Origin of the sequence: Bradyrhizobium australafricanum (assembly GCF_020329495.1) — a bacterium.
In the GTDB taxonomy this organism is placed as follows: Bacteria; Pseudomonadota; Alphaproteobacteria; order Rhizobiales; family Xanthobacteraceae; genus Bradyrhizobium; species Bradyrhizobium australafricanum.
Genome location: NZ_JAGKJL010000105.1, coordinates 1 through 17244, shown reverse-complemented (window position 1 = coordinate 17244; position 17244 = coordinate 1). Strand labels below are relative to the sequence as shown.

Below are 17244 nucleotides of genomic sequence, written 5' to 3'. Positions count from 1 at the left end.
CCAAGGAGTTCGGCCAGCTCTTTCAGATGCCGTTCCCGATGAAGGTGTGCGGCATGTACGCATACATGTCGGGCAGCGGTGACCTAAATTTCAATCTGTACAGCGATCCGCTCGGGACGCCTGTCGCCCAGGTTGCTCACGCCTACACGAACAAGATTTCAGTGACGACCGGCAACCCGGCGTGGCTCTACGATTATTTTCCGACTCCCTACAACGTGGCCGCGAACCAGCCGATTGGGGCGGTCATCCAACCGAGCACGTCCACCAACGTGCAGCTCTATTACAAGACCATCGCCAATGCCGCGCATCGTGCGGCCGATCCCTGGGGCACCAGCGGATACGGCATCAGCAGATCATCCGGCGCATTCGCGAACGCGAACTCGAGCCTCGATCACTACTACGTCGGGCTGCTCGTCAGTGCCTTTGACGATGCGGCCGGCGGAGGTGGCGGCGGCGGTTCAGGCGGCGGCTATGTGATCGGCTCCTGATGCACCCCACCGCTGATTTGCTTAAAAATCCATCCCCTTTTGGGGGATTGCGCGTTCTCACGCGTCAGGGTTGAGTGCGCAGCGTATAATCCATGCGAGGGCAACACCATGGCGGAACAAAAGGTTGAATTCCTGACCAGCTTGTCCGGAGCTCCATCAACTGATGGCAAGGCCATCATTCTTCAATTGCAAGTGGGCAGCAAGGTAACCGAGCCGTTCGGCATACCAATTCAGGATGTTCCGACCGTCATTGGCAAGATGCTCCAAGAGGCTATACGTTCGTCAGAGCTCCTAGCTGAAGAGCAGAAGCGAGCCCTTTCAGACTTTCCTCAGAGCGCCATTCCGAAAGTTACGAGCTTTGCCCTCGGTCCAAGCGATGTTAGCCAACATGAGACGATGTACATCCGATTTGGCATTCTAGAGATCCGTGTACTAATTCACGTCGATCAGTTGACGGAGATGGTGGATAAACTTGGACGTCCTGCCCCCGGGAAGATGAACTGACGAACACTCTCGCCAGAGCAGATGGGTCAAGAATTCGGCCGGCTCGGCTCGATGCTCTGCATGGATGCAATAGACCTCGGGCAGTCCGAAAGCCAAAGCATGTCTGCTGAACATCCCAACCGCTATCGTCGCAGAGGATGCACACGGGCTCGGTCATCGCATCAGCTCGAACAGTTCGAGGACATCCACCAGCCGCAGCTTAGCACCTTTGGGCATATGCTGGAGCAGGAGGTGTCTGGTGTCCGCGGCGATCTCGTCACGCTTGAGCGGGCTATATTCGGCGTGGAACGCCTCCAGCTTGGTGGCGAACTGGCGGGCCACCTCGGGCGGGATTTCTAGGTGCTTTCGGGTGATGGGCATACCCGGAAGATAGGTATTGGGAGCGGGTCTCGCCAAACGGTGCCCGATCATGCCTGGACAATGTAGGGACGCGACGGCTCTCCGCAGTTGGATCTGGGATCGACCAGACAGCCCAAAGAGGGTCTAGTCCGAAGCAGGTTGTTATGCTTTAGTTCTTTCAACTTGGGGGAGTTGATGAGCGACGAAGCACCAGTTAGTGGACCTGCGCCTACTGCCGTTAGGATTGTGCCCGATATCCCGACCATCTTTGCTGATGGTTCGATCAGCCAAAGCTGGGGCCCGGGAGTTTCAAAGTTCTATTTCGGCCGTATTGATGCTGACCCTCATGTGCAAGGGGCTCCTACATCCACTGTCGTCGCTCAGGTAATTATGCCGACGGAAGGTTTTGTAGCGATGGTCACTTTCTTCGAACATCGACTAAAGATGATGGTCGAGGCTGGAGCTGTGTCCCAAGAGACCATCGACAGGTCCAGACAAGCGTGGATTGATGGCCAGGCATGAGTGCTGCTTTGCCAGTCGTGCGATATACGACCGGAAGGAACGAGGCAGCGCCAAAAAATGCGCGACCGGGCTTGAACAAGCTTCGGGTTGTCAGCTCGAGGGTTGAAGCTAATGCAGCGCCGATGTCGGTTGCTAGCTATGCTAACGCGGCAGCCCGACCGCGACGCACGATTTGGCACTTTGAAGCCAAAAAGCCTGCGACGAACGAGGTCGCTCTGGCGCCTTCGATTGTTGCTGCATACGAACCGCCACCTGACCGCATCGCCTACAAGGCTGGAGGGCCCGATGAGCTACTGCTCCGAATGTTGGGTCAGGAAGGCAACCAAGTTGCGAGTGAAAATATGTCCCAGTTGGTAACGCCGGTTAAGATAATTGGAGCTTTGACGGCAATGATTACTGCGATGCTGCCAATTGGCGGCGTCTTCATTGGAGTGATCTACTCGAATATTCGTAGCGATTTGGATGATCTCAAGAAGTCAAACATCGAGATCGTCAAAACCGTCGCTAGCGTCGACAAGCAGGCTGCGGTGACAAATCAAAAGCTAGACGATATCGTGAGGGAGCTACAAAAGCGGCGCTAACGGTTCCGCGAGTTTTCGGATACTAGCTATACGCAGCGGAATGCCAACGCATGCGGAACTACAGCACCAGCGTCGGGTATGGAGCGCTGGTGTTTTTTATGCGAACAGGTCTTTGCCCGGCTGCAGCATCCTCACGAACGTCCCACTTTCGTGGTACTCGAGCCAGCCCTGATCCTTGGCGTGCTGCAAGCCGGCCCAATACTCAGCCGGCGTCGCCTTGTCCTGGTAGAGCATCGGATAGTTGATCTTTTCGATGTAGATTCGGCCATCCTGGATCGGCTCGAAAGCGCGGGCATGCTCCATGATCCTGCGGGCGGCTTTCTCGGGGTCGGAGTAGGGGCGGTCACCCACGTATTTCATTTCTCATCTTTTGCTTGGTCGGGAGGGAAACGATTCTCCATTCGTTATAGTCGTAGAGCCCAGCCCAGTGGTGAACAAGCTTCCCGCATCGCCGGCAATCGAAGACCCCAGAAGTATTCGTATGGGTTGCGCTGCGTTCCTGGCTCGCTGAATAGACGATGCCGCAGCCGGGACAGGAAAAATATATGGTAATTGCGAATGCCATAATGGCTGCACAACGAACCAGCCCGGCCAGCGTTCCTAAGAACGTTCGGCAGCGAAGCTCTGGCCTTGACCCGACTTCTTGGGTTGGCGCTGACGCTGAAGCGCTAGCTCTCGTGGGATTGAAGGCCGCGCCAGCGCGCGCTGTAATCCTGCGCATGAAGAAGGATTATCCAACCAAGATCACGTTCGGCGAAATGCGCGAGACCGGCGCAACGCGGATCATCGTCTTTTGCAAGGACTACCGGTGCTCGCACAATGTCCAGATGGACGCGTCGCGGTGGCCTGACGAGGTGCGCATTTCCGATGTCGAGCCGCGGTTCGTCTGCACGGTTTGCGGCAAGCGCGGATCGAACATCCGATCAGTTGACGTGCCGCCGAGAATGGGGACCGGCCAGAGAAAGAGGCGCTAGCCGCCTCAGGTCGGCCGGGTAAGTCTTCCTGCTGGCGGCGAAAACGCGCTCAGCAACGCCCAAGCGCGACTGCTGGCGCGGTGCGTCGCGCCTCATGGACGCGGCACAGCGCAGGCGCATCACCTGCTGAGCTGGAACCCGTCCGCTAAACTCCGTACATAGCGCCCGGCCGCTATATTCCGACAGGCTTCCAGAATCTGGCCATCATACCTGTTCATGTGGGACGATCGTATTCCGTCGCTGTAAATGAACCCCTGTCTTCCGCTGTAGCCACCGTACCCGTTCTTTGCGTTTACAAAACCGCAGACAACGGTGTCCATGCCATTCTGAAGAGCGACGAGGCCAGAGAACTGAGCCGAGTCCGGATCTTTAAGAATATCGCGCGTCACGGATTGCGCGCGTGTGAGCACGTCATTGTCCGGCTTCGATTGCACGATAACGGGCGGTTGAGTTGTTGGTTGTGCCTGTACGATGGCAGGCGGCTGTCGAGGTTCTGGTTGTGATTGTGCTGCGGCAGACTTCGGCGCAGCGGCCTGCGCCGCCATGACTTCTGGTCTCGGCGCATCGGCCACAAGGGTGCGCTGCGAAGTCCACGTGCGGATAATGAAACCAAGTAACGACACACAAATGAGGCCCAGCACCACAACAATGATCTGCTCGAACCGGCTCATTTTAGGCCCCCGCCCTTGGCCACTCGGATCGTATCCTGAGCGCACGGCAATGAAAAGACCGGGCAGCACAGATCGATCCGATCCCGGCCAATGCGCGGTGCGATGCGGTACAAAATTGGCTATTTGCGCTTCGCCTTCAGGCCGAGCTCCACGAGCTGGCGGATGGCGTCCGACACATTGGGGATGGGGTGCTGTTTGCCGCGCCACCTTTCAATGGCGTCCATCATCGCCTGGTCGAATCCGATCACCTTTTTGATGGGGTAAAGCTCTGGCCTGGGCATTCAATGTTCCTGGGATAGCGCATATGCGGTATTGACAAGCGCATATATCGCATATATCACATATGCAGGCCGGACGGAAGCGCCAACTTCCAATCCGGCCCTAACCCAAGCCAGGAGTTAGCCAATGGCCCGAGCTACCGCAAATCATACCACAAAACTGTCCTCTCTGTTTCGCGACCCCTTCGTCGCGGCTGCCTTCCAGCGCGCCGAAGACGACGGTCTGACCGGCGAGCTGGTCGAGATCGACCGGCCGCGCAAGCTGGATGGCGGCGCTGCCGTCCGCCCCGAGCTCGAGCTGGCTTGACGGGGATGACCATGAGCAAGCAACCACCCGACTTTCACGAGCGATCCCAACAGTCCCATGAAAGAGCCTTTAAGCGGCTCCAGAAGGCCGGCAGCACTTCGGCCGCGAACGTCAGGCGGCGGCTGGCTGTAATCGCCGATGAGCGCCTGATCCCCACTGCAGACGTGCTGAAGGCCCTCCGGTCTGACCGCGCCACGCTAGATTTTTGCGTCGAGCATGCCATCAGCACGGACTGGGTGTTCTACGGCGACCTTAAGGGTCTGCTTCGCACGGTCCGTGATGCCAGATCTACGACCCCCGAGGCCACGCTGGCACAGTCACAGGAGGTGGCGACCCTCTTCGGGCAACTGACACCACATGACCGGAATAGGCTCCTCAACGGCCTTCGCAACATGACTGGGGCGGCACCGAAACGGGGGCCAGCAGCATGAGCGAGATCGACACTTATGGCGTTCAAGAAGTCTTCGTTGAGGCGCTAGCACGCGTGGAGCGGATAGGTCCGAATCGCCGGCTTGTGTTCGTCATCACCGCGCCCAACAGCAACGGCACCCGCGATCAGGTTGCCGTCGTGAAGGTTGCGATGTCAGCCGAGGCTTCCTTTCAGGCGGCGCAGGCGATGCTCAGCGACGGCGGAGAGGCCGTCCTGGGCCTCATTGTGCCCAGTTCGACGGCTTGGGCGAATTGAGGGGGCTTACGATGGACACCATCGCCGACGACCTAACGCGCGTCATCGACCTTGCCGACCTTTTGGCCATTCTACTGGCGCAGCCGGATGCCGACACCGCGATCAATGGCATGCACAAGGTGGCTCAAATTATTGGGGAGCACGCTCGCTCGGCCCAGGATCAATTGGAGGCGCGGCCAGTTCCGGTAACGCGGCCGACATTGGCGGTCGTGCACCGCCTAGAGACCTGATGAAATGACGGCCCGCCGGCTTCTGCCCGCGGGCCGTGCGGATCACTTCTTCAGAGCCAAGTGATCGATGAAATCTGTAACGAGCTCCTTGACCCGTTCTAGTGATGCATTTCGGGCCGTGAGATCGTTCCCTCCCATAATGACGCTTCCCACCCCGGTCGGCGTGGCTTCCGTTACGCTGATGTAATCGGACCTCTCCTGGATTTCGAAGAGGAGATTTGGATGGGCATGTCCCCCACCATAAACGCGCATATCACCTCGGTAGGCGGTGAACCTGAATCCTGCCGGCGTGGTATCGAGACTAGCCTGCCAGCCGGCATCCTTTAGAGCGGTAAGCACTGGTTTCAGGCCCGGAACGTACTCGCGCTGGACATTCTCCAGCCAGGATTTGCGCGCCGCGGCTTGTTGCTCTTCGCGGCGTCGCTGCTCACTTTGCTGTTGCGCCCTCAGTTCCGAGTCCTTCGCAAGGATGGCCGCTAACCGTTCGTTCTGATCCGTCATCCATTTCCCTTTCGTAGTCCAAACCTTCATTTAGGATTCTTCAAATTAGCTGCGGCATCCGCCAGTCTCGTTATTTCCTTGCGAATCCCCTCCAGGGAATACTCAAGATCCGCAACGGTCTCGATTTCGAGCGGCCCCGTGGTGGTCATAGCAAAGTAATGGGCGAGTGCGGTCACCACCTCCGCATTCATAGAGCGACCGTTCCGCCGCGCGATCAGAGCAAGATGGTCCCGCATGCCCTCCGGCAGCCGGACAATGATCTTGTCCGAATCTCGATTTGTGGACGTCGTATCGGTCCGTTTTTTCACCCGCGCGGCCATGCTTCCCCAGTGCCATATTTTCGTTTGCATATGATATGGCACTAGGGTATATCCCTATTCTAGGAACGAATCCACCCTTGGGAAAAGAGCCGTGCCCCGTCGTCCATCGAACGTGAACCAGGCCGATGTCCAGCGCGTCATCCGTGCGTGCCAGCGCGAGAAGGTGCCCTTTCGCGTGACGTTGCAGCCGAATGGGTCGGCCGTGTTCGAGCCGATGGCGATGGTTGCGGTGCCCGAGCCGACAGCACTGGATCAGTGGAGACAGGAGCGTCGTGGTCAGGGCTAACATCAAAGGCCTCCTTAAGACTTCCAAGACCTTAAGGGACGGTACGCGCCGGACCTATTGGTATCACCGCGCGACGGGCAAACGCCTGCGCGGCGAACCTGGCTCGCCCGAATTCATTTCCGACTACGCCGCGGCCGAGAAGCTGCTGCGCGACCGCCACGTCGGCACCCTTAACAGTCTGATCCGGTCCTACACTACTTCCATTGAGTTCGAGCAGAAGCTCGCCGCCAGCACGCAGGCTGAATACAAGCGCATGCTGACCAAGTCAGAGGCTGAGTTCGGCACGATGCCGATCGCGGCTCTGGACGATGCGCGCGTCAGGAAAGACCTGCTCGAGTGGCGCGAGAAGGTAGCGCGCAGCTCTGGGCAACGCGAAGCGGACAACAGGTTATCTGCGATATCGGCGATGCTGACGTGGGCCTGTGACCGCGGCCAACTTTCAGCCAACCACCTCAGGGGCTTTAAGCGGCTCTACCATGTAGATCGCTCCGAAATTATTTGGCTGCCCGAGCATATCGCCGCTTTCATGGGTGTGGCTTCTCTTGAGATGCAGCAGGCGTTGATACTCGGCCTGCACACTGGACAGCGCGAGGGCGACCTCCTGCGCATGCCGTGGTCAGCATACGACGGCTCCAGCATCAGCTTGCGCCAGGGTAAGAGCCGGCGCGGTGCTACGCTTGGCCCCCTAGTCCAGATCCCCTGCACTGCCGCGCTTCGCCGAATGCTAGACGGCATGGAGCGGATTTCGCCCCTAATCCTCACGACAAAGACAGGCCAGTCATTCAAGCGCCGCTACTTCGGCCGGCTTTGGGAAGAGGCGACCAAGAAGGCCGACTTGGCATCTGTCACGCTTCCCGGCTCCGATGAGGCGGTGAAACTTCACTTCCATGACCTTCGCGGGACAGCAGTGACCCTGCTCTCAGAGGCAGGGTGCACGCCGCAGCAGATCGCGACGATCACGGGTCATTCTCTGAAGACCGTGCACCGAATCCTCGAACGCTATCTCGCGCGGACACGCGGCCTCGCAGAGCAGGCGATCATGAATTTCGAGAACTCACCGCGAACAAAGTTTGCAAACCAACTGCAAACCAGCCCCTCGCAGTCCAAACCGAAGAAAGGAAAAGGCGTTGCGTAGCAGCATGTTAAGTGGCGCGCCCGGAACGATTCGAACGTCCGACCCTCAGATTCGTAGTCTGATGCTCTATCCAGCTGAGCTACGGGCGCATTTTCGCGGGTGGGCTTGAGCCCTCATGGCTCCGGGAGCCCCGGAACGTCGCGAAAGAGCGCTCTAGCTACAGGCTCCGGGTCCGGTTGGCAAGGTCTGGAAACGCCAATTTCGGCCGCAGTTTTAGCCGCCCGGGAATACCGGAACGGCCTCAGGCCCTCGCCCGCTCGCTGCGGACCGACAGCAGTTCCACCGGACGATCCGGGATCGAAATCCGGAAGGTGGCGCCGATCGTGCCCTCGACCAGATGGATGTGGCCGCCGTGAGCCCGGATCAGTTCGGCGGCAATGGCAAGGCCAAGCCCGCTGCCGCCGGGGCGACCGGAGGTCTGGAATGCCTCGAACAAATGCTCGCGCGCCTTGGTCGGGACGCCCGGACCGGTGTCGGAGACCTCGATGATCGCAACCGTCCCCTCGCGGCGGCCGGTAATGCGGATCTGCTGCGCGCCGCCGTCGCCTGCGGGCCGGGTTTCCAGCGCCTGCGCCGCGTTGCGCACCAGATTGAGCAGCACGCGGAACAGCTGGTCCGGGTCGGCGTCGATGGTCAGGCCGCGCTCGATCGCGCTGATCCAGGTGATCGAGACATCGGTGGCGAGCCCGGCCGACTCCCGCACCTCGGCAACCGCAGGCTCCACCATGATCACGCGGCGATCAGGCGCCGCCTCCTGCGCGCGGCCATAAGACAGTGTCGACTGGCAGAAGGCGATGGCGCGCTCCAGCGAGCGCAACAGTTTCGGCGCAAAGCGCTGCACCCGCGGGTCGGGCACGCTGGCGAGCTGGTCCGACAGCAGTTGCGAGGACGCCAGCAGGTTGCGCAGATCGTGATTGATCTTGGAGACGGCGAGCCCGAGCGCGGCAAGCCGGCTCTTCTGATGCAGCATCGAGACGAGGTCGCGCTGCATGTCCGACAGCTCGCGCTCGGCAACGCCGATCTCGTCGCCGCGCTGGCTCGGCACGATGATTCGCGCCGAGCTCTCCGGATTCTCGTGGAAGCCGACCAGGCTCGCGGTCAGCCGCCGCATCGGGCGCACGAACAAATAATGCAGCGCCAGATAGACCAGGCCGGCGGTCAGGCCGGCGATCAACAGCGCGACGACCAGGACGTTGCGCGAGAAGCGGTACATCGCCTGCCGCAGCGGCTTCTCGTCGATCACGACCTCGATGAATTGCGCCTGGCCCGGCGCGGGTCCGACCACGCGGATGGTCTGGTCGCCATGCTCCAGCATGATCTCGAAGGCATCGACGATCGCCGACCACACCGTCATGGTCCGCATGTCAACGTCATGGTCGATCGCGGCCGGCAGGTCGGCGCTGGCGAGCAGCCGGCGCTGCTGTCCCAATTTGATGGCGACGGCACGGGCGCCGATGCTGGTCAGGATCTGCCGCGCCAGCGAATCCGGCACCAGGCCGGACGGGGCGGCATCGAGCACCAGCGCCGCGGTATTGGCGGCGGCCAGGCGGTCATTGAGCCGGTTCATCCGGAAGTTGGCGATGGCCGGCACGTAGATCAGGAGCCCGGCGATCATCACCAGGGGAATCGTCAGCAGCAAAAGCTTGCCCGACAGCCCGAGCCGGGGGGACGGCTTGGGCCGCTGCTTCTGCGCGGTCGCCTGATCGTCAGTTAGAGCCACAAGATAAGGCCTTGTTTGGCTTAGGGGTCGGAAGATGGGGCCCGGCCCCCAAGCCGGTCAAATTACGGATCGCTAATGTGGGCGGTTCCCCGAACGCCCCAAAGCGTCTCCATACCGTCAAATACCCCGCGAAATCAGATATATTCGCCCCAATTGCGACGTTTCGAAGAAGCCTTTTTGCGACCGCCTGTGACATTGACGAAAACAGGGCGCTCCCTTATAAGCCGCGCCAACTGTCCGCGATGGCCCGGTTCTTGACCCGGGGGCGGCTCTTTGGGGCCGTCAACGGCTCGTTTGGGCCCGCCAGCATCACCGGACTCCATCTCAATACAACGGCAAATTGCCCGGTCAGCGGAGAATTACCCGTGAAGCGGACTTATCAACCCAGCAAACTGGTGCGCAAGCGCCGTCACGGCTTCCGCGCCCGTCTCGCCACGGCCGGCGGCCGCAAGGTCCTCGCTGCGCGCCGCGCGCGTGGCCGCAAGCGCCTGAGCGCCTGAGCCCGGACGTCTCCTCTCCGGAGATACCCATTATGGATCGGCTGAGGCAGCGGGCGGATTTCCTCGCCGTTGCCAATGGCGCACGGGCGAATACCACAGCTTTTGTGCTGCAGGGCCGCCGCCGCGACGATCAGGGCCCGATCCGCGTCGGCTATACCGTCACCAAGAAGAACGGCACCGCGACCGAGCGCAACCGCATCCGCCGCCGGCTTCGCGAAGTGATGAGACAGGTCGACGCCGTATTCATGCGGCCGCACCATGATTATGTGCTAGTGGGCCGTCGTGACGCGCTGACCCGCGACTTTGCGACCATGCTTGACGACCTGCGGTCGGCGCTGCGCCGCCTCGACCGGCCTGCGCCCAACGCGGGTAATAACAAGACGGGTACCAACAAGGCGGGTAACAAGAGCGCGCCCAATCCGAATGGAATGACGAGACCCTAAGAGATGTCCGACAACCGCAACACGATCCTTGCCGTCATTCTGTCCGGCCTCGTCCTGATCGCCTGGCAATATTTCTACAATGTGCCGCAGATGGAGAAGCAGCGCGAGGCGCAGCGCCAGGCGGAGTTGCAGAAGCCGGCGCCGCAGGCGACTCCGGGTGCTGCTCCCGGCACCGCTCCGGGTACCTCGGCGACTCCCTCTCCGGCTCCCGGCGCGCCTGCTGCTGACGCTCCGGTCGCGAGCCGCGAGACGGTGCTAGCCTCCGGCCCGCGCATCAAGATCGAGACCCCGCGCGTCACCGGCAGCATCGCGCTGAAGGGCGCCCGGATCGACGACCTGGCGCTGGTTCAGTTCCGCGAGACGGTCGATCCCAAATCGCCGGCTGTCGTGCTGCTTTCCCCGTCGGGCACGGCCGAGCCTTATTACGCCGAGTTCCTGTGGCTGACCGCCAACGGCTCATCGGTGAAGGCGCCGAACGCCGAAACCGTCTGGCAGCAGGAGGGATCGAACACCCTGTCGCCGAGCACCCCGGTGATTCTGAAATACGAGAACGGCCAGGGCCTGACCTTCCGCCGCACCATCTCGATCGACGATCGCTACCTCTTCAGCATCAAGGACGAGGTCATCAATCAAGGCAGCGCACCGGTGACGCTGTATCCGTTCGGTCTGATCTCGCGCGGCGGCAAGCCGCCGGTCTCCGGCTACGCGATTCTGCATGAAGGCCCGATCGGCTATCTCGGCGAACACGGCCTGCAGGAATTCAGCTACAAGAACATCGACGAGGCCAAGACCTCGACCGGCGGAAATTCGCGCGGCATCGTGTTCACGAAGGTCACCGACGGCTGGCTCGGCATCACCGACAAATACTGGGCCACGGCACTGCTGCCGGAGACCACCGCAACGCTCGAAAGCGCCCGCTTCACCACCGGCGACAAGCGCTACCAGACCGACTACATGCTCGGCGCGCAGACCATTCCGATCGGCGGCACCGGCGTTGCCAACGGGCGGCTGTTCGCCGGCGCGAAGGAGGCCGCCACGGTCGGCCTCAACTTCCCGCTGGTCGGCTTCGGCGGCTACAACAAGCAGCTCGGCCTCAACCATTTCGATCTCCTGATCGACTGGGGCCATTTCTACTTCATCACCAAGCCGATGTTCCTGGCGCTCGACTGGTTCTATCGCCTGGTCGGCAATTTCGGCATCGCGATCCTCTTGGTGACCGTGATCGTGAAGCTGTTGTTCTTCCCGCTCGCCAACAAGTCCTACGCCTCGATGGCGAAGATGAAGTCGGTGCAGCCGCAGCTGCAGGCGCTGAAGGAACGTTATCCTGATGACCGCGTGAAGCAGCAGCAGGAGATGATGGAGATCTACAAGAAGGAGAAGATCAACCCGATCGCGGGCTGTCTTCCCGTCGCCTTGCAGATCCCGGTGTTCTTCTCGCTCTACAAGGTGCTGTTCATCACCATCGAAATGCGGCACGCGCCGTTCTTCGGCTGGATCAAGGACCTCTCGGCGCCCGATCCGACCAATCTGTTCACGCTGTTCGGCCTGATTCCGTTCGATCCGATCGCGCTGCTCGGACCGCATTTCGGCGCCTATCTGGTGATGGGTATCTGGCCGATCATCATGGGCATCACGATGTGGGTCCAGATGAAGCTCAATCCGGCGCCGCCGGATCCGACTCAGAAGATGATCTTCGACTGGATGCCGCTGATCTTCACCTTCATGCTGGCAGGCTTCCCGGCGGGTCTCGTGATCTACTGGGCCTGGAACAACCTGCTGTCGGTGCTGCAGCAGAGCTTCATCATGCGCAAGAATGGCGTGAAGGTGGAGCTGTTCGACAATCTGAAGTCGACGTTCGCCAAGAAGACGACCTAGGTAGCACTGTCATTGCGAGCGAAGCGAAGCAATCCGCGCCTCAACACGAGGAGAGATGGATTGCTTCGTCGCTTCGCTCCTCGCAATGACGGAACGAGAGTGGGGCGCCGCGCATGAGCACCGAACCCGATGCGGCGCTGATCGAGCAAGGCCGAAAGCTGTTCGCCGGCGACTGGCGCTTCATCTGGGCCTCGCCCTCGATCGAGACGCTGCCGCCGATGGCCGGCCTCGAGGTCGCGTTTGCCGGCCGCTCCAATGTCGGCAAGTCGAGCTTGATCAACGCGCTGACCGGCCGCAGCACCCTGGCGCGCACCTCGCACACGCCGGGGCGGACCCAGGAGCTGATCTTCTTCGAGGGGCCGGAGAAGGCGGGCTTCCGCCTGGTCGACATGCCCGGCTACGGCTACGCCTCGGCGCCCAAGACCAAGGTGGCGTCATGGACGGCACTGATCCACAAATTCCTGCTCGGGCGCGCGACACTGGCGCGGGTCTACGTGCTGATCGACGCGCGCCACGGCATCAAGGACGTCGATCTCGACGTGCTGAAGACGCTGGACAAGTCCGCGGTGAGCTATCAGGTCGTGCTGACCAAGGCCGATCAGGTGAAGGCCGGCGAACTCAAGACCGTCATCGCCGACACGTCAGCAACGCTCGCAAAACATCCCGCCGCCTTCCCCGAAGTGCTGGTGACCTCGTCGCGCACCGGCGACGGCATGCCGGAGCTGCGTGCCGCCATGGTGCGCCTGATCGAGGAACGGCGCCGATGAGCGGCGCGTCCCGCCTCCTAATCGGCCTTGCCGCCATCATGGGCGCCTGCGGCGTGGTGCTGGCGGCGGCCGCGGCCCATCTGCCTGATGCCACGCGGCTGGCGGCGGCATCCTCGATGCTGCTGTTCCATGCACCCGCCGTCGTCGCGACCATCGCGGTCGCGGATCGCGCGATCATCCATGCGAAGCTCGCAGTCATGGCGGCGGCCGGGTTCGTCATCGCGGCGTCATTGTTCGCGGGCGACCTCGTGCTGCGCCAATATGCCGGCCATGGATTGTTTCCGATGGCTGCGCCGACCGGCGGAACGCTGTTGATCCTGAGCTGGCTGGCACTGGCGGTCGCGGCGGTGTGGCCGAAGCGGTGATGACCGCCATACTTCCTTCTCCCCTTGTGGGAGAAGGTGGCGCGGATGCAATCCGCGCCGGATGAGGGGTCTCTATCCGCGGAGACAGACCCCTCACCCGGCTTCGATGCCGTCGCATCGAAGCCACCCTCTCCCACAAGGGGAGAGGGTCAAGACCGCTTTGCGCCCTGCCCGCCAATCAGATAGAACCGCGCCACCCCTCCGCTGACGACGAGACCAGCCCCATGACCGACCAGCACATCAGCCCGCTCGATCAGGCCCGCATCCTGTCCGAGGCGCTGCCGCACATGCAGGAATATGACGAGGAAACCATCGTCATCAAATATGGCGGCCATGCCATGGGCGCCGAGGACACCGCGAAGGCGTTCGCGCGCGACATCGTGCTGCTCGAGCAGACCGCGATCAATCCGGTGGTCGTGCATGGCGGCGGGCCGCAGATCGCGACCATGCTGAAGCGCCTCGGCATCCAGTCGGAATTCGCCGCGGGCCTGCGCATCACCGACGCCGCGACCATCGAGATCGTCGAGATGGTGCTGGCGGGCTCGGTCAACAAGCAGATCGTCGGCTACATCAACGAGGCCGGCGGCAAGGCCGTGGGCCTCTCCGGCAAGGACGGCAACATGGTGAAGGCGTCGAAGACGACGCGCACCATGGTCGATCCGGATTCCAACATCGAGAAGGCCATCGATCTCGGCTTCGTCGGCGACCCCGAAAAGGTCGACCTCACGCTGCTCAATCAGCTGATCGGCTATGAGCTGATCCCGGTGCTGGCGCCGCTCGCGACCTCGCAGGACGGCCAGACCCTGAACATCAACGCCGACACCTTCGCCGGTGCGATCGCGGGCGCGCTGAAGGCCAAGCGCCTGCTGCTGCTGACGGACGTGCCGGGCGTGCTCGACAAGTCCAAGAAGCTGATTCCGGACCTGTCGATCAAGGAAGCCCGCAAGCTGATCGCCGACGGCACGATTTCCGGCGGCATGATCCCGAAGGTCGAGACCTGCATCTACGCGCTCGAACAGGGCGTGCAGGGCGTCGTGATCATCGACGGCAAGACGCAGCACGCAGTGCTGCTCGAGCTCTTCACCAACCAGGGCACCGGCACGCTGATCCACAAGTAATGGCAGACGCGGGACACACGGCGAGGATCCCTCGCCGGTCGCCGGCGCGGCTCGCGATGGCGCTGCCGGCCGCGCTGGTGTCGTTCCTGTTCTCGTCGGCGCCGGCGCATGCCGACCTCAAGCTCTGCAACCGCATGAGCTATGTGATCGAGGCCGCGATCGGCATCGACGACAAGGCCGCGACCGCGACACGCGGCTGGTTCCGTATCGATCCGGCGACCTGCCGGGTCGTGGTGCAGGGCGCGCTCACCGCCGACCGCGTGCTGCTCAATGCGCGGGCGCTCGGCGTCTACGGCGCCTCGCCGATCCCGCAGAACGGCACCGACACGCTCTGCGTGGCGCAGGACAATTTCGTGATCGCCGCCGCGCGGCAATGCCGCACCGGCCAGATGCCCGCGCAATTCACCCAGATCACGCCGACGAAGACCGACGACGGCCATCTGGTCGCCTATCTCGCCGAAGACAGCGAATATGACGACGAGCAGGCGCGCCTCGCCGGCATCCAGCGCCTGCTGGTGATCGCGGGCTATGATGCCGCGCCGATCGACGGCGTCGACGGGCCGAAGACCCAGAGTGCGCTGGCGGCATTCCTCAGGAGTCGCGGGCTCGCCAGCGACATCGTGCAGTCGCCGAATTTCTTCGCCACCATGATCGATGCCGTGCAGAAGCCGTCGCCATCGGGGCTGACTTGGTGCAACGACACGCCGCACAAGGTGATGGCCGCGGTTGCAACCGACGACGGCAAGGTGGTGACCAGCCGCGGCTGGTATCGCATCGACCCCGGCAAGTGCCTGCATCCCGACGTATCAGGCACGCCGAAGCAGATCTATTCGTTTGCCGAAGCGGTCGACAACGACAACCGGGCCATCCGCATCAAGGACAAACCTCTGAACTGGGGCGGCGGGGTCCAGCTCTGCACCCGCGAAAGCAAGTTCGAGATCAACGAACAGGGCGACTGCAGCACCCGCGGCCTCGCCGCACTCGGCTTCACCACCGTCGACATGACCAGCGGCGGCAAGACGCTGCGCTTTGCGATGCCGTGATGAAGATATGAGGCCGCCAACATCGATGTCGTCCTGGCGAAGGCCAGGACCCATTACCACAAGACTGCGTTTGGCGAAGAACGACGAGCACCGTGCCACATTGATAGATTCCGCGGTATGGGTCCTGGCTTTCGCCAGGACGACGGCGGAGGGCGGAACGACGTTCACGCTGACAAGTGGAGAGCCACAATGAATACTCCCCGCAGCTTCAGCCATGTCGAGACCTGGGTGTTCGACCTCGACAACACGCTGTACCCGCATCACGTCAACCTGTGGCAGCAGGTCGATGCGCGGATCGGCGAGTTCGTCAGCAACTGGCTGAAGATCTCTCCCGAGGAAGCACGGCGGCTGCAGAAGGACTACTACCTGCGCTACGGCACCACGATGCGCGGTATGATGACCGAGCACGGCGTGCAGGCCGACGACTATCTCGCTTATGTGCACAAGATCGACCACTCGCCGCTGCAGCCGAATCCGGCGATGGGGGCTGCGATCGCAAAACTGCCGGGGCGCAAGCTGATCCTGACCAACGGCTCGGTCGACCATGTCGATGCGGTGCTGGGCCGGCTCGGCATCGGCAACCATTTCGACGGCGTGTTCGACATCATCGCCGCCGATCTCGAGCCGAAACCGGCACCGCAGACCTACCAGAAGTTCCTCAGGCTCCACGACGTCGATCCGGCGAAGGCTGCGATGTTCGAGGACCTCGCGCGCAACCTCGTGGTGCCGCATGAGCTCGGCATGACCACCGTGCTCGTCGTGCCCGACGGGCGAAAGCCGGGAGGTGGATTCACATTCGAAGTGCAACACTTGAGCAAAGGACTCGGCGGGCGTGTGGTAGTCAAGGCATTTGCGCGGGGTGTTGTTGTAGGCGGCGATGAACTGGCGGAATCTGGCGGTCGAGAGGGTTACGAGATCCGTCTTGCGGGGAATAAAGCGGCGCATCCTGCCGATGGCGTTCTCGATGCCACCCTTCTGCCAGAGGGCATGGGGATCGCAGAAGAAGGTCGCGATCGAGAGGCGGTGCAGCGCCAGGTGACCGGCGAACTCGGTGCCGTTGTCGAAGGTAACGCTCTGGCGCAGCTCTTGTGGAAGGGTCGCGAAGAAGCCCACGAGATGGCGGGCGACACCGCGCGCGACCTTGCTGGCAAGGCGGATGCCGAGCAGCAGCCGCGAGGTGCGTTCGTGCACGGTCAGCACGGCCTGACCGCATTTCGAGAACATCATCAGGTCGGCCTCCCAGTGTCCGGGCACGCTGCGGTCGGCCACTTCGAGCGGCCGATTTGCCAAGGATACACGGCCTTCGATGAAGCTTGCGGGGCTGCCGCCCCGCTTGCCGCGGCAGCCGCGCTTGCTCTTGGCGCGCGGCAGATAGCGCCGCCAGTTGAAGTCCGTGGTGCGCCTGAGTTGGCCATAGATGAAGCGGTAGATGGTCTCGTGGGAGATCACCTTGCGCCCGTGCTCGCGGGCCAGCCGGCCAGCGACCTGCTCGGGCGACCAGCCGCGGCGAAGGCGTTGCAACACCGCGCGGCGCAGGCCGGGCTCCCGTTCGAGGCGTCCGCCCGTCCAGCGCCGCGCTCGCATCTGGTGCT

25 protein-coding genes, 1 tRNA gene and 2 pseudogenes are annotated in these 17244 nt (G+C 62.1%); 19 read left to right on the top strand and 9 right to left on the bottom strand.

What is annotated here, in order from left to right:
- Together J6525_RS43700 and J6525_RS43695 are read left to right on the top strand one after the other, a co-directional pair.
- Positions 1 to 488 (top strand): hypothetical protein (locus J6525_RS43700; RefSeq protein ID WP_225649279.1); only part of this gene is annotated, 488 nt, incomplete at its 5' end.
- Between the two features lie 108 nt (positions 489 to 596).
- Positions 597 to 992, top strand: coding sequence for a hypothetical protein (locus J6525_RS43695; RefSeq protein ID WP_225649278.1), 396 nt, complete (start codon positions 597 to 599; stop codon positions 990 to 992).
- Positions 993 to 1145: 153 nt separating this feature from the next.
- Here the strand turns inward: J6525_RS43695 and J6525_RS43690 are convergent, their stop codons facing one another.
- Positions 1146 to 1313: a hypothetical protein gene (locus J6525_RS43690; protein WP_225649277.1), complete on the bottom strand. Its 168-nt coding sequence runs from the start codon at positions 1311 to 1313 to the stop codon at positions 1146 to 1148.
- Between the two features lie 213 nt (positions 1314 to 1526).
- On the opposite strand from J6525_RS43690, the gene J6525_RS43685 reads away from it, so the two are divergent.
- A complete protein-coding gene (locus J6525_RS43685) occupies positions 1527 to 1853 on the top strand; it encodes a hypothetical protein (protein WP_225649276.1) in 327 nt (108 codons plus the stop codon).
- 71 nt (positions 1854 to 1924) lie between these two features.
- Positions 1925 to 2434 carry a hypothetical protein gene (locus tag J6525_RS43680; protein ID WP_225649275.1) on the top strand — a complete coding sequence of 170 codons (510 nt, stop codon included), beginning with the start codon at positions 1925 to 1927 and terminating at the stop codon, positions 2432 to 2434.
- Between the two features lie 96 nt (positions 2435 to 2530).
- Here J6525_RS43680 and J6525_RS43675 read toward each other — a convergent pair whose 3' ends face one another.
- Positions 2531 to 2794 (bottom strand): hypothetical protein, encoded by a 264-nt coding sequence (locus J6525_RS43675; protein ID WP_225649274.1) that lies wholly within the window; start codon positions 2792 to 2794, stop codon positions 2531 to 2533.
- A gap of 158 nt (positions 2795 to 2952) precedes the next feature.
- Here J6525_RS43675 and J6525_RS43670 point away from each other — a divergent pair, with 158 nt between their 5' ends.
- On the top strand, positions 2953 to 3408 hold the full coding sequence (locus J6525_RS43670; RefSeq protein WP_225649273.1) for a hypothetical protein: 456 nt from the start codon (positions 2953 to 2955) through the stop codon (positions 3406 to 3408).
- 119 nt (positions 3409 to 3527) lie between these two features.
- Here the strand turns inward: J6525_RS43670 and J6525_RS43665 are convergent, their stop codons facing one another.
- Both J6525_RS43665 and J6525_RS43660 read right to left on the bottom strand, forming a co-directional pair.
- Positions 3528 to 4079 carry a hypothetical protein gene (locus J6525_RS43665; protein ID WP_225649272.1) on the bottom strand — a complete coding sequence of 184 codons (552 nt, stop codon included), beginning with the start codon at positions 4077 to 4079 and terminating at the stop codon, positions 3528 to 3530.
- Between the two features lie 119 nt (positions 4080 to 4198).
- Positions 4199 to 4360: a hypothetical protein gene (locus J6525_RS43660; RefSeq protein WP_225649271.1), complete on the bottom strand. Its 162-nt coding sequence runs from the start codon at positions 4358 to 4360 to the stop codon at positions 4199 to 4201.
- 124 nt (positions 4361 to 4484) lie between these two features.
- On the opposite strand from J6525_RS43660, the gene J6525_RS43655 reads away from it, so the two are divergent.
- The 4 genes from J6525_RS43655 to J6525_RS43640 are packed head-to-tail and all read left to right on the top strand — an operon-like array spanning position 4485 to position 5579.
- Complete coding sequence (locus J6525_RS43655) at positions 4485 to 4664, top strand: hypothetical protein (protein ID WP_225649270.1); 180 nt, start codon at positions 4485 to 4487, stop codon at positions 4662 to 4664.
- A gap of 11 nt (positions 4665 to 4675) precedes the next feature.
- On the top strand, positions 4676 to 5095 hold the full coding sequence (locus J6525_RS43650; RefSeq protein ID WP_225649269.1) for a hypothetical protein: 420 nt from the start codon (positions 4676 to 4678) through the stop codon (positions 5093 to 5095).
- Positions 5092 to 5349 (top strand): hypothetical protein, encoded by a 258-nt coding sequence (locus J6525_RS43645; RefSeq protein ID WP_225649268.1) that lies wholly within the window; start codon positions 5092 to 5094, stop codon positions 5347 to 5349. The genes J6525_RS43650 and J6525_RS43645 overlap by 4 nt, the downstream gene beginning before the upstream one ends.
- 11 nt (positions 5350 to 5360) lie before the next feature.
- On the top strand, positions 5361 to 5579 hold the full coding sequence (locus J6525_RS43640; protein ID WP_225649267.1) for a hypothetical protein: 219 nt from the start codon (positions 5361 to 5363) through the stop codon (positions 5577 to 5579).
- A 42-nt stretch (positions 5580 to 5621) separates the two neighbouring features.
- Here the strand turns inward: J6525_RS43640 and J6525_RS43635 are convergent, their stop codons facing one another.
- Together J6525_RS43635 and J6525_RS43630 are read right to left on the bottom strand one after the other, a co-directional pair.
- Positions 5622 to 6110 (bottom strand): hypothetical protein, encoded by a 489-nt coding sequence (locus J6525_RS43635; RefSeq protein WP_141340924.1) that lies wholly within the window; start codon positions 6108 to 6110, stop codon positions 5622 to 5624.
- Positions 6107 to 6400 carry an Arc family DNA-binding protein gene (locus tag J6525_RS43630; protein WP_225649266.1) on the bottom strand — a complete coding sequence of 98 codons (294 nt, stop codon included), beginning with the start codon at positions 6398 to 6400 and terminating at the stop codon, positions 6107 to 6109. The genes J6525_RS43635 and J6525_RS43630 overlap by 4 nt, the downstream gene beginning before the upstream one ends.
- A gap of 91 nt (positions 6401 to 6491) precedes the next feature.
- Between J6525_RS43630 and J6525_RS43625 the strand changes: the two genes are divergently transcribed.
- Complete coding sequence (locus J6525_RS43625; RefSeq protein WP_225649265.1) at positions 6492 to 6686, top strand: hypothetical protein; 195 nt, start codon at positions 6492 to 6494, stop codon at positions 6684 to 6686.
- Positions 6673 to 7821 carry a tyrosine-type recombinase/integrase gene (locus J6525_RS43620; protein WP_225649264.1) on the top strand — a complete coding sequence of 383 codons (1149 nt, stop codon included), beginning with the start codon at positions 6673 to 6675 and terminating at the stop codon, positions 7819 to 7821. Before J6525_RS43625 ends, J6525_RS43620 begins: the two co-directional genes overlap by 14 nt.
- A 12-nt stretch (positions 7822 to 7833) precedes the next feature.
- On the opposite strand, the gene J6525_RS43615 is transcribed toward J6525_RS43620, so the two are convergent.
- Together J6525_RS43615 and J6525_RS43610 are read right to left on the bottom strand one after the other, a co-directional pair.
- Positions 7834 to 7910, bottom strand: a tRNA-Arg gene (locus J6525_RS43615).
- A gap of 152 nt (positions 7911 to 8062) precedes the next feature.
- The gene (locus tag J6525_RS43610; protein ID WP_057018967.1) at positions 8063 to 9541 is read right to left on the bottom strand and encodes a sensor histidine kinase; all 1479 of its coding nucleotides are present in this window, start codon (positions 9539 to 9541) and stop codon (positions 8063 to 8065) included.
- 365 nt (positions 9542 to 9906) lie between these two features.
- Between J6525_RS43610 and rpmH the strand changes: the two genes are divergently transcribed.
- The 8 genes and pseudogenes from rpmH to J6525_RS43570 form a co-directional block, all read left to right on the top strand.
- Positions 9907 to 10041, top strand: coding sequence for a 50S ribosomal protein L34 (gene rpmH / locus J6525_RS43605; protein WP_008542748.1), 135 nt, complete (start codon positions 9907 to 9909; stop codon positions 10039 to 10041).
- A gap of 32 nt (positions 10042 to 10073) precedes the next feature.
- Positions 10074 to 10484 carry a ribonuclease P protein component gene (gene rnpA, locus J6525_RS43600; protein ID WP_225649263.1) on the top strand — a complete coding sequence of 137 codons (411 nt, stop codon included), beginning with the start codon at positions 10074 to 10076 and terminating at the stop codon, positions 10482 to 10484.
- A 3-nt stretch (positions 10485 to 10487) separates the two neighbouring features.
- Complete coding sequence (yidC, locus tag J6525_RS43595) at positions 10488 to 12359, top strand: membrane protein insertase YidC (protein WP_225649262.1); 1872 nt, start codon at positions 10488 to 10490, stop codon at positions 12357 to 12359.
- Positions 12360 to 12472: 113 nt separating this feature from the next.
- Entirely contained in the window at positions 12473 to 13126 is a 654-nt protein-coding gene (yihA, locus tag J6525_RS43590) for a ribosome biogenesis GTP-binding protein YihA/YsxC (RefSeq protein ID WP_225649261.1), read from the top strand.
- Positions 13123 to 13491: a DUF423 domain-containing protein gene (locus J6525_RS43585; protein WP_225649260.1), complete on the top strand. Its 369-nt coding sequence runs from the start codon at positions 13123 to 13125 to the stop codon at positions 13489 to 13491. The genes yihA and J6525_RS43585 overlap by 4 nt, the downstream gene beginning before the upstream one ends.
- A gap of 224 nt (positions 13492 to 13715) precedes the next feature.
- Positions 13716 to 14609, top strand: coding sequence for an acetylglutamate kinase (argB, locus tag J6525_RS43580; RefSeq protein WP_016848093.1), 894 nt, complete (start codon positions 13716 to 13718; stop codon positions 14607 to 14609).
- Positions 14609 to 15652 carry a DUF1036 domain-containing protein gene (locus J6525_RS43575; RefSeq protein ID WP_376708653.1) on the top strand — a complete coding sequence of 348 codons (1044 nt, stop codon included), beginning with the start codon at positions 14609 to 14611 and terminating at the stop codon, positions 15650 to 15652. The genes argB and J6525_RS43575 overlap by 1 nt, the downstream gene beginning before the upstream one ends.
- Positions 15653 to 15841: 189 nt before the next feature.
- Positions 15842 to 16429, top strand: a pseudogene (locus tag J6525_RS43570) (pyrimidine 5'-nucleotidase); the annotation flags it as partial.
- Positions 16430 to 16561: 132 nt separating this feature from the next.
- On the opposite strand, the pseudogene J6525_RS47770 reads toward J6525_RS43570, so the two are convergent.
- Positions 16562 to 17236: pseudogene (locus J6525_RS47770) on the bottom strand (IS30 family transposase); the annotation flags it as partial.
- Positions 17237 to 17244: the final 8 nt, after the last annotated feature.

Bases quoted from the DNA above. Each gene is read 5' to 3' on its own strand.
- J6525_RS43695 (WP_225649278.1), top strand. From the start codon at position 597: ATGGCGGAACAAAAGGTTGAATTCCTGACCAGCTTGTCCGGAGCTCCA.
- J6525_RS43685 (WP_225649276.1), top strand. From the start codon at position 1,527: ATGAGCGACGAAGCACCAGTTAGTGGACCTGCGCCTACTGCCGTTAGG.
- J6525_RS43675 (WP_225649274.1), bottom strand. From the start codon at position 2,794: ATGAAATACGTGGGTGACCGCCCCTACTCCGACCCCGAGAAAGCCGCC.
- J6525_RS43670 (WP_225649273.1), top strand. From the start codon at position 2,953: ATGCCGCAGCCGGGACAGGAAAAATATATGGTAATTGCGAATGCCATA.
- J6525_RS43665 (WP_225649272.1), bottom strand. From the start codon at position 4,079: ATGAGCCGGTTCGAGCAGATCATTGTTGTGGTGCTGGGCCTCATTTGT.
- J6525_RS43660 (WP_225649271.1), bottom strand. From the start codon at position 4,360: ATGCCCAGGCCAGAGCTTTACCCCATCAAAAAGGTGATCGGATTCGAC.
- J6525_RS43655 (WP_225649270.1), top strand. From the start codon at position 4,485: ATGGCCCGAGCTACCGCAAATCATACCACAAAACTGTCCTCTCTGTTT.
- J6525_RS43650 (WP_225649269.1), top strand. From the start codon at position 4,676: ATGAGCAAGCAACCACCCGACTTTCACGAGCGATCCCAACAGTCCCAT.
- J6525_RS43645 (WP_225649268.1), top strand. From the start codon at position 5,092: ATGAGCGAGATCGACACTTATGGCGTTCAAGAAGTCTTCGTTGAGGCG.
- J6525_RS43640 (WP_225649267.1), top strand. From the start codon at position 5,361: ATGGACACCATCGCCGACGACCTAACGCGCGTCATCGACCTTGCCGAC.
- J6525_RS43635 (WP_141340924.1), bottom strand. From the start codon at position 6,110: ATGAAGGTTTGGACTACGAAAGGGAAATGGATGACGGATCAGAACGAA.
- J6525_RS43630 (WP_225649266.1), bottom strand. From the start codon at position 6,400: ATGGCCGCGCGGGTGAAAAAACGGACCGATACGACGTCCACAAATCGA.
- rnpA (WP_225649263.1), top strand. From the start codon at position 10,074: ATGGATCGGCTGAGGCAGCGGGCGGATTTCCTCGCCGTTGCCAATGGC.
- yidC (WP_225649262.1), top strand. From the start codon at position 10,488: ATGTCCGACAACCGCAACACGATCCTTGCCGTCATTCTGTCCGGCCTC.
- yihA (WP_225649261.1), top strand. From the start codon at position 12,473: ATGAGCACCGAACCCGATGCGGCGCTGATCGAGCAAGGCCGAAAGCTG.
- J6525_RS43585 (WP_225649260.1), top strand. From the start codon at position 13,123: ATGAGCGGCGCGTCCCGCCTCCTAATCGGCCTTGCCGCCATCATGGGC.
- argB (WP_016848093.1), top strand. From the start codon at position 13,716: ATGACCGACCAGCACATCAGCCCGCTCGATCAGGCCCGCATCCTGTCC.
- J6525_RS43575 (WP_376708653.1), top strand. From the start codon at position 14,609: ATGGCAGACGCGGGACACACGGCGAGGATCCCTCGCCGGTCGCCGGCG.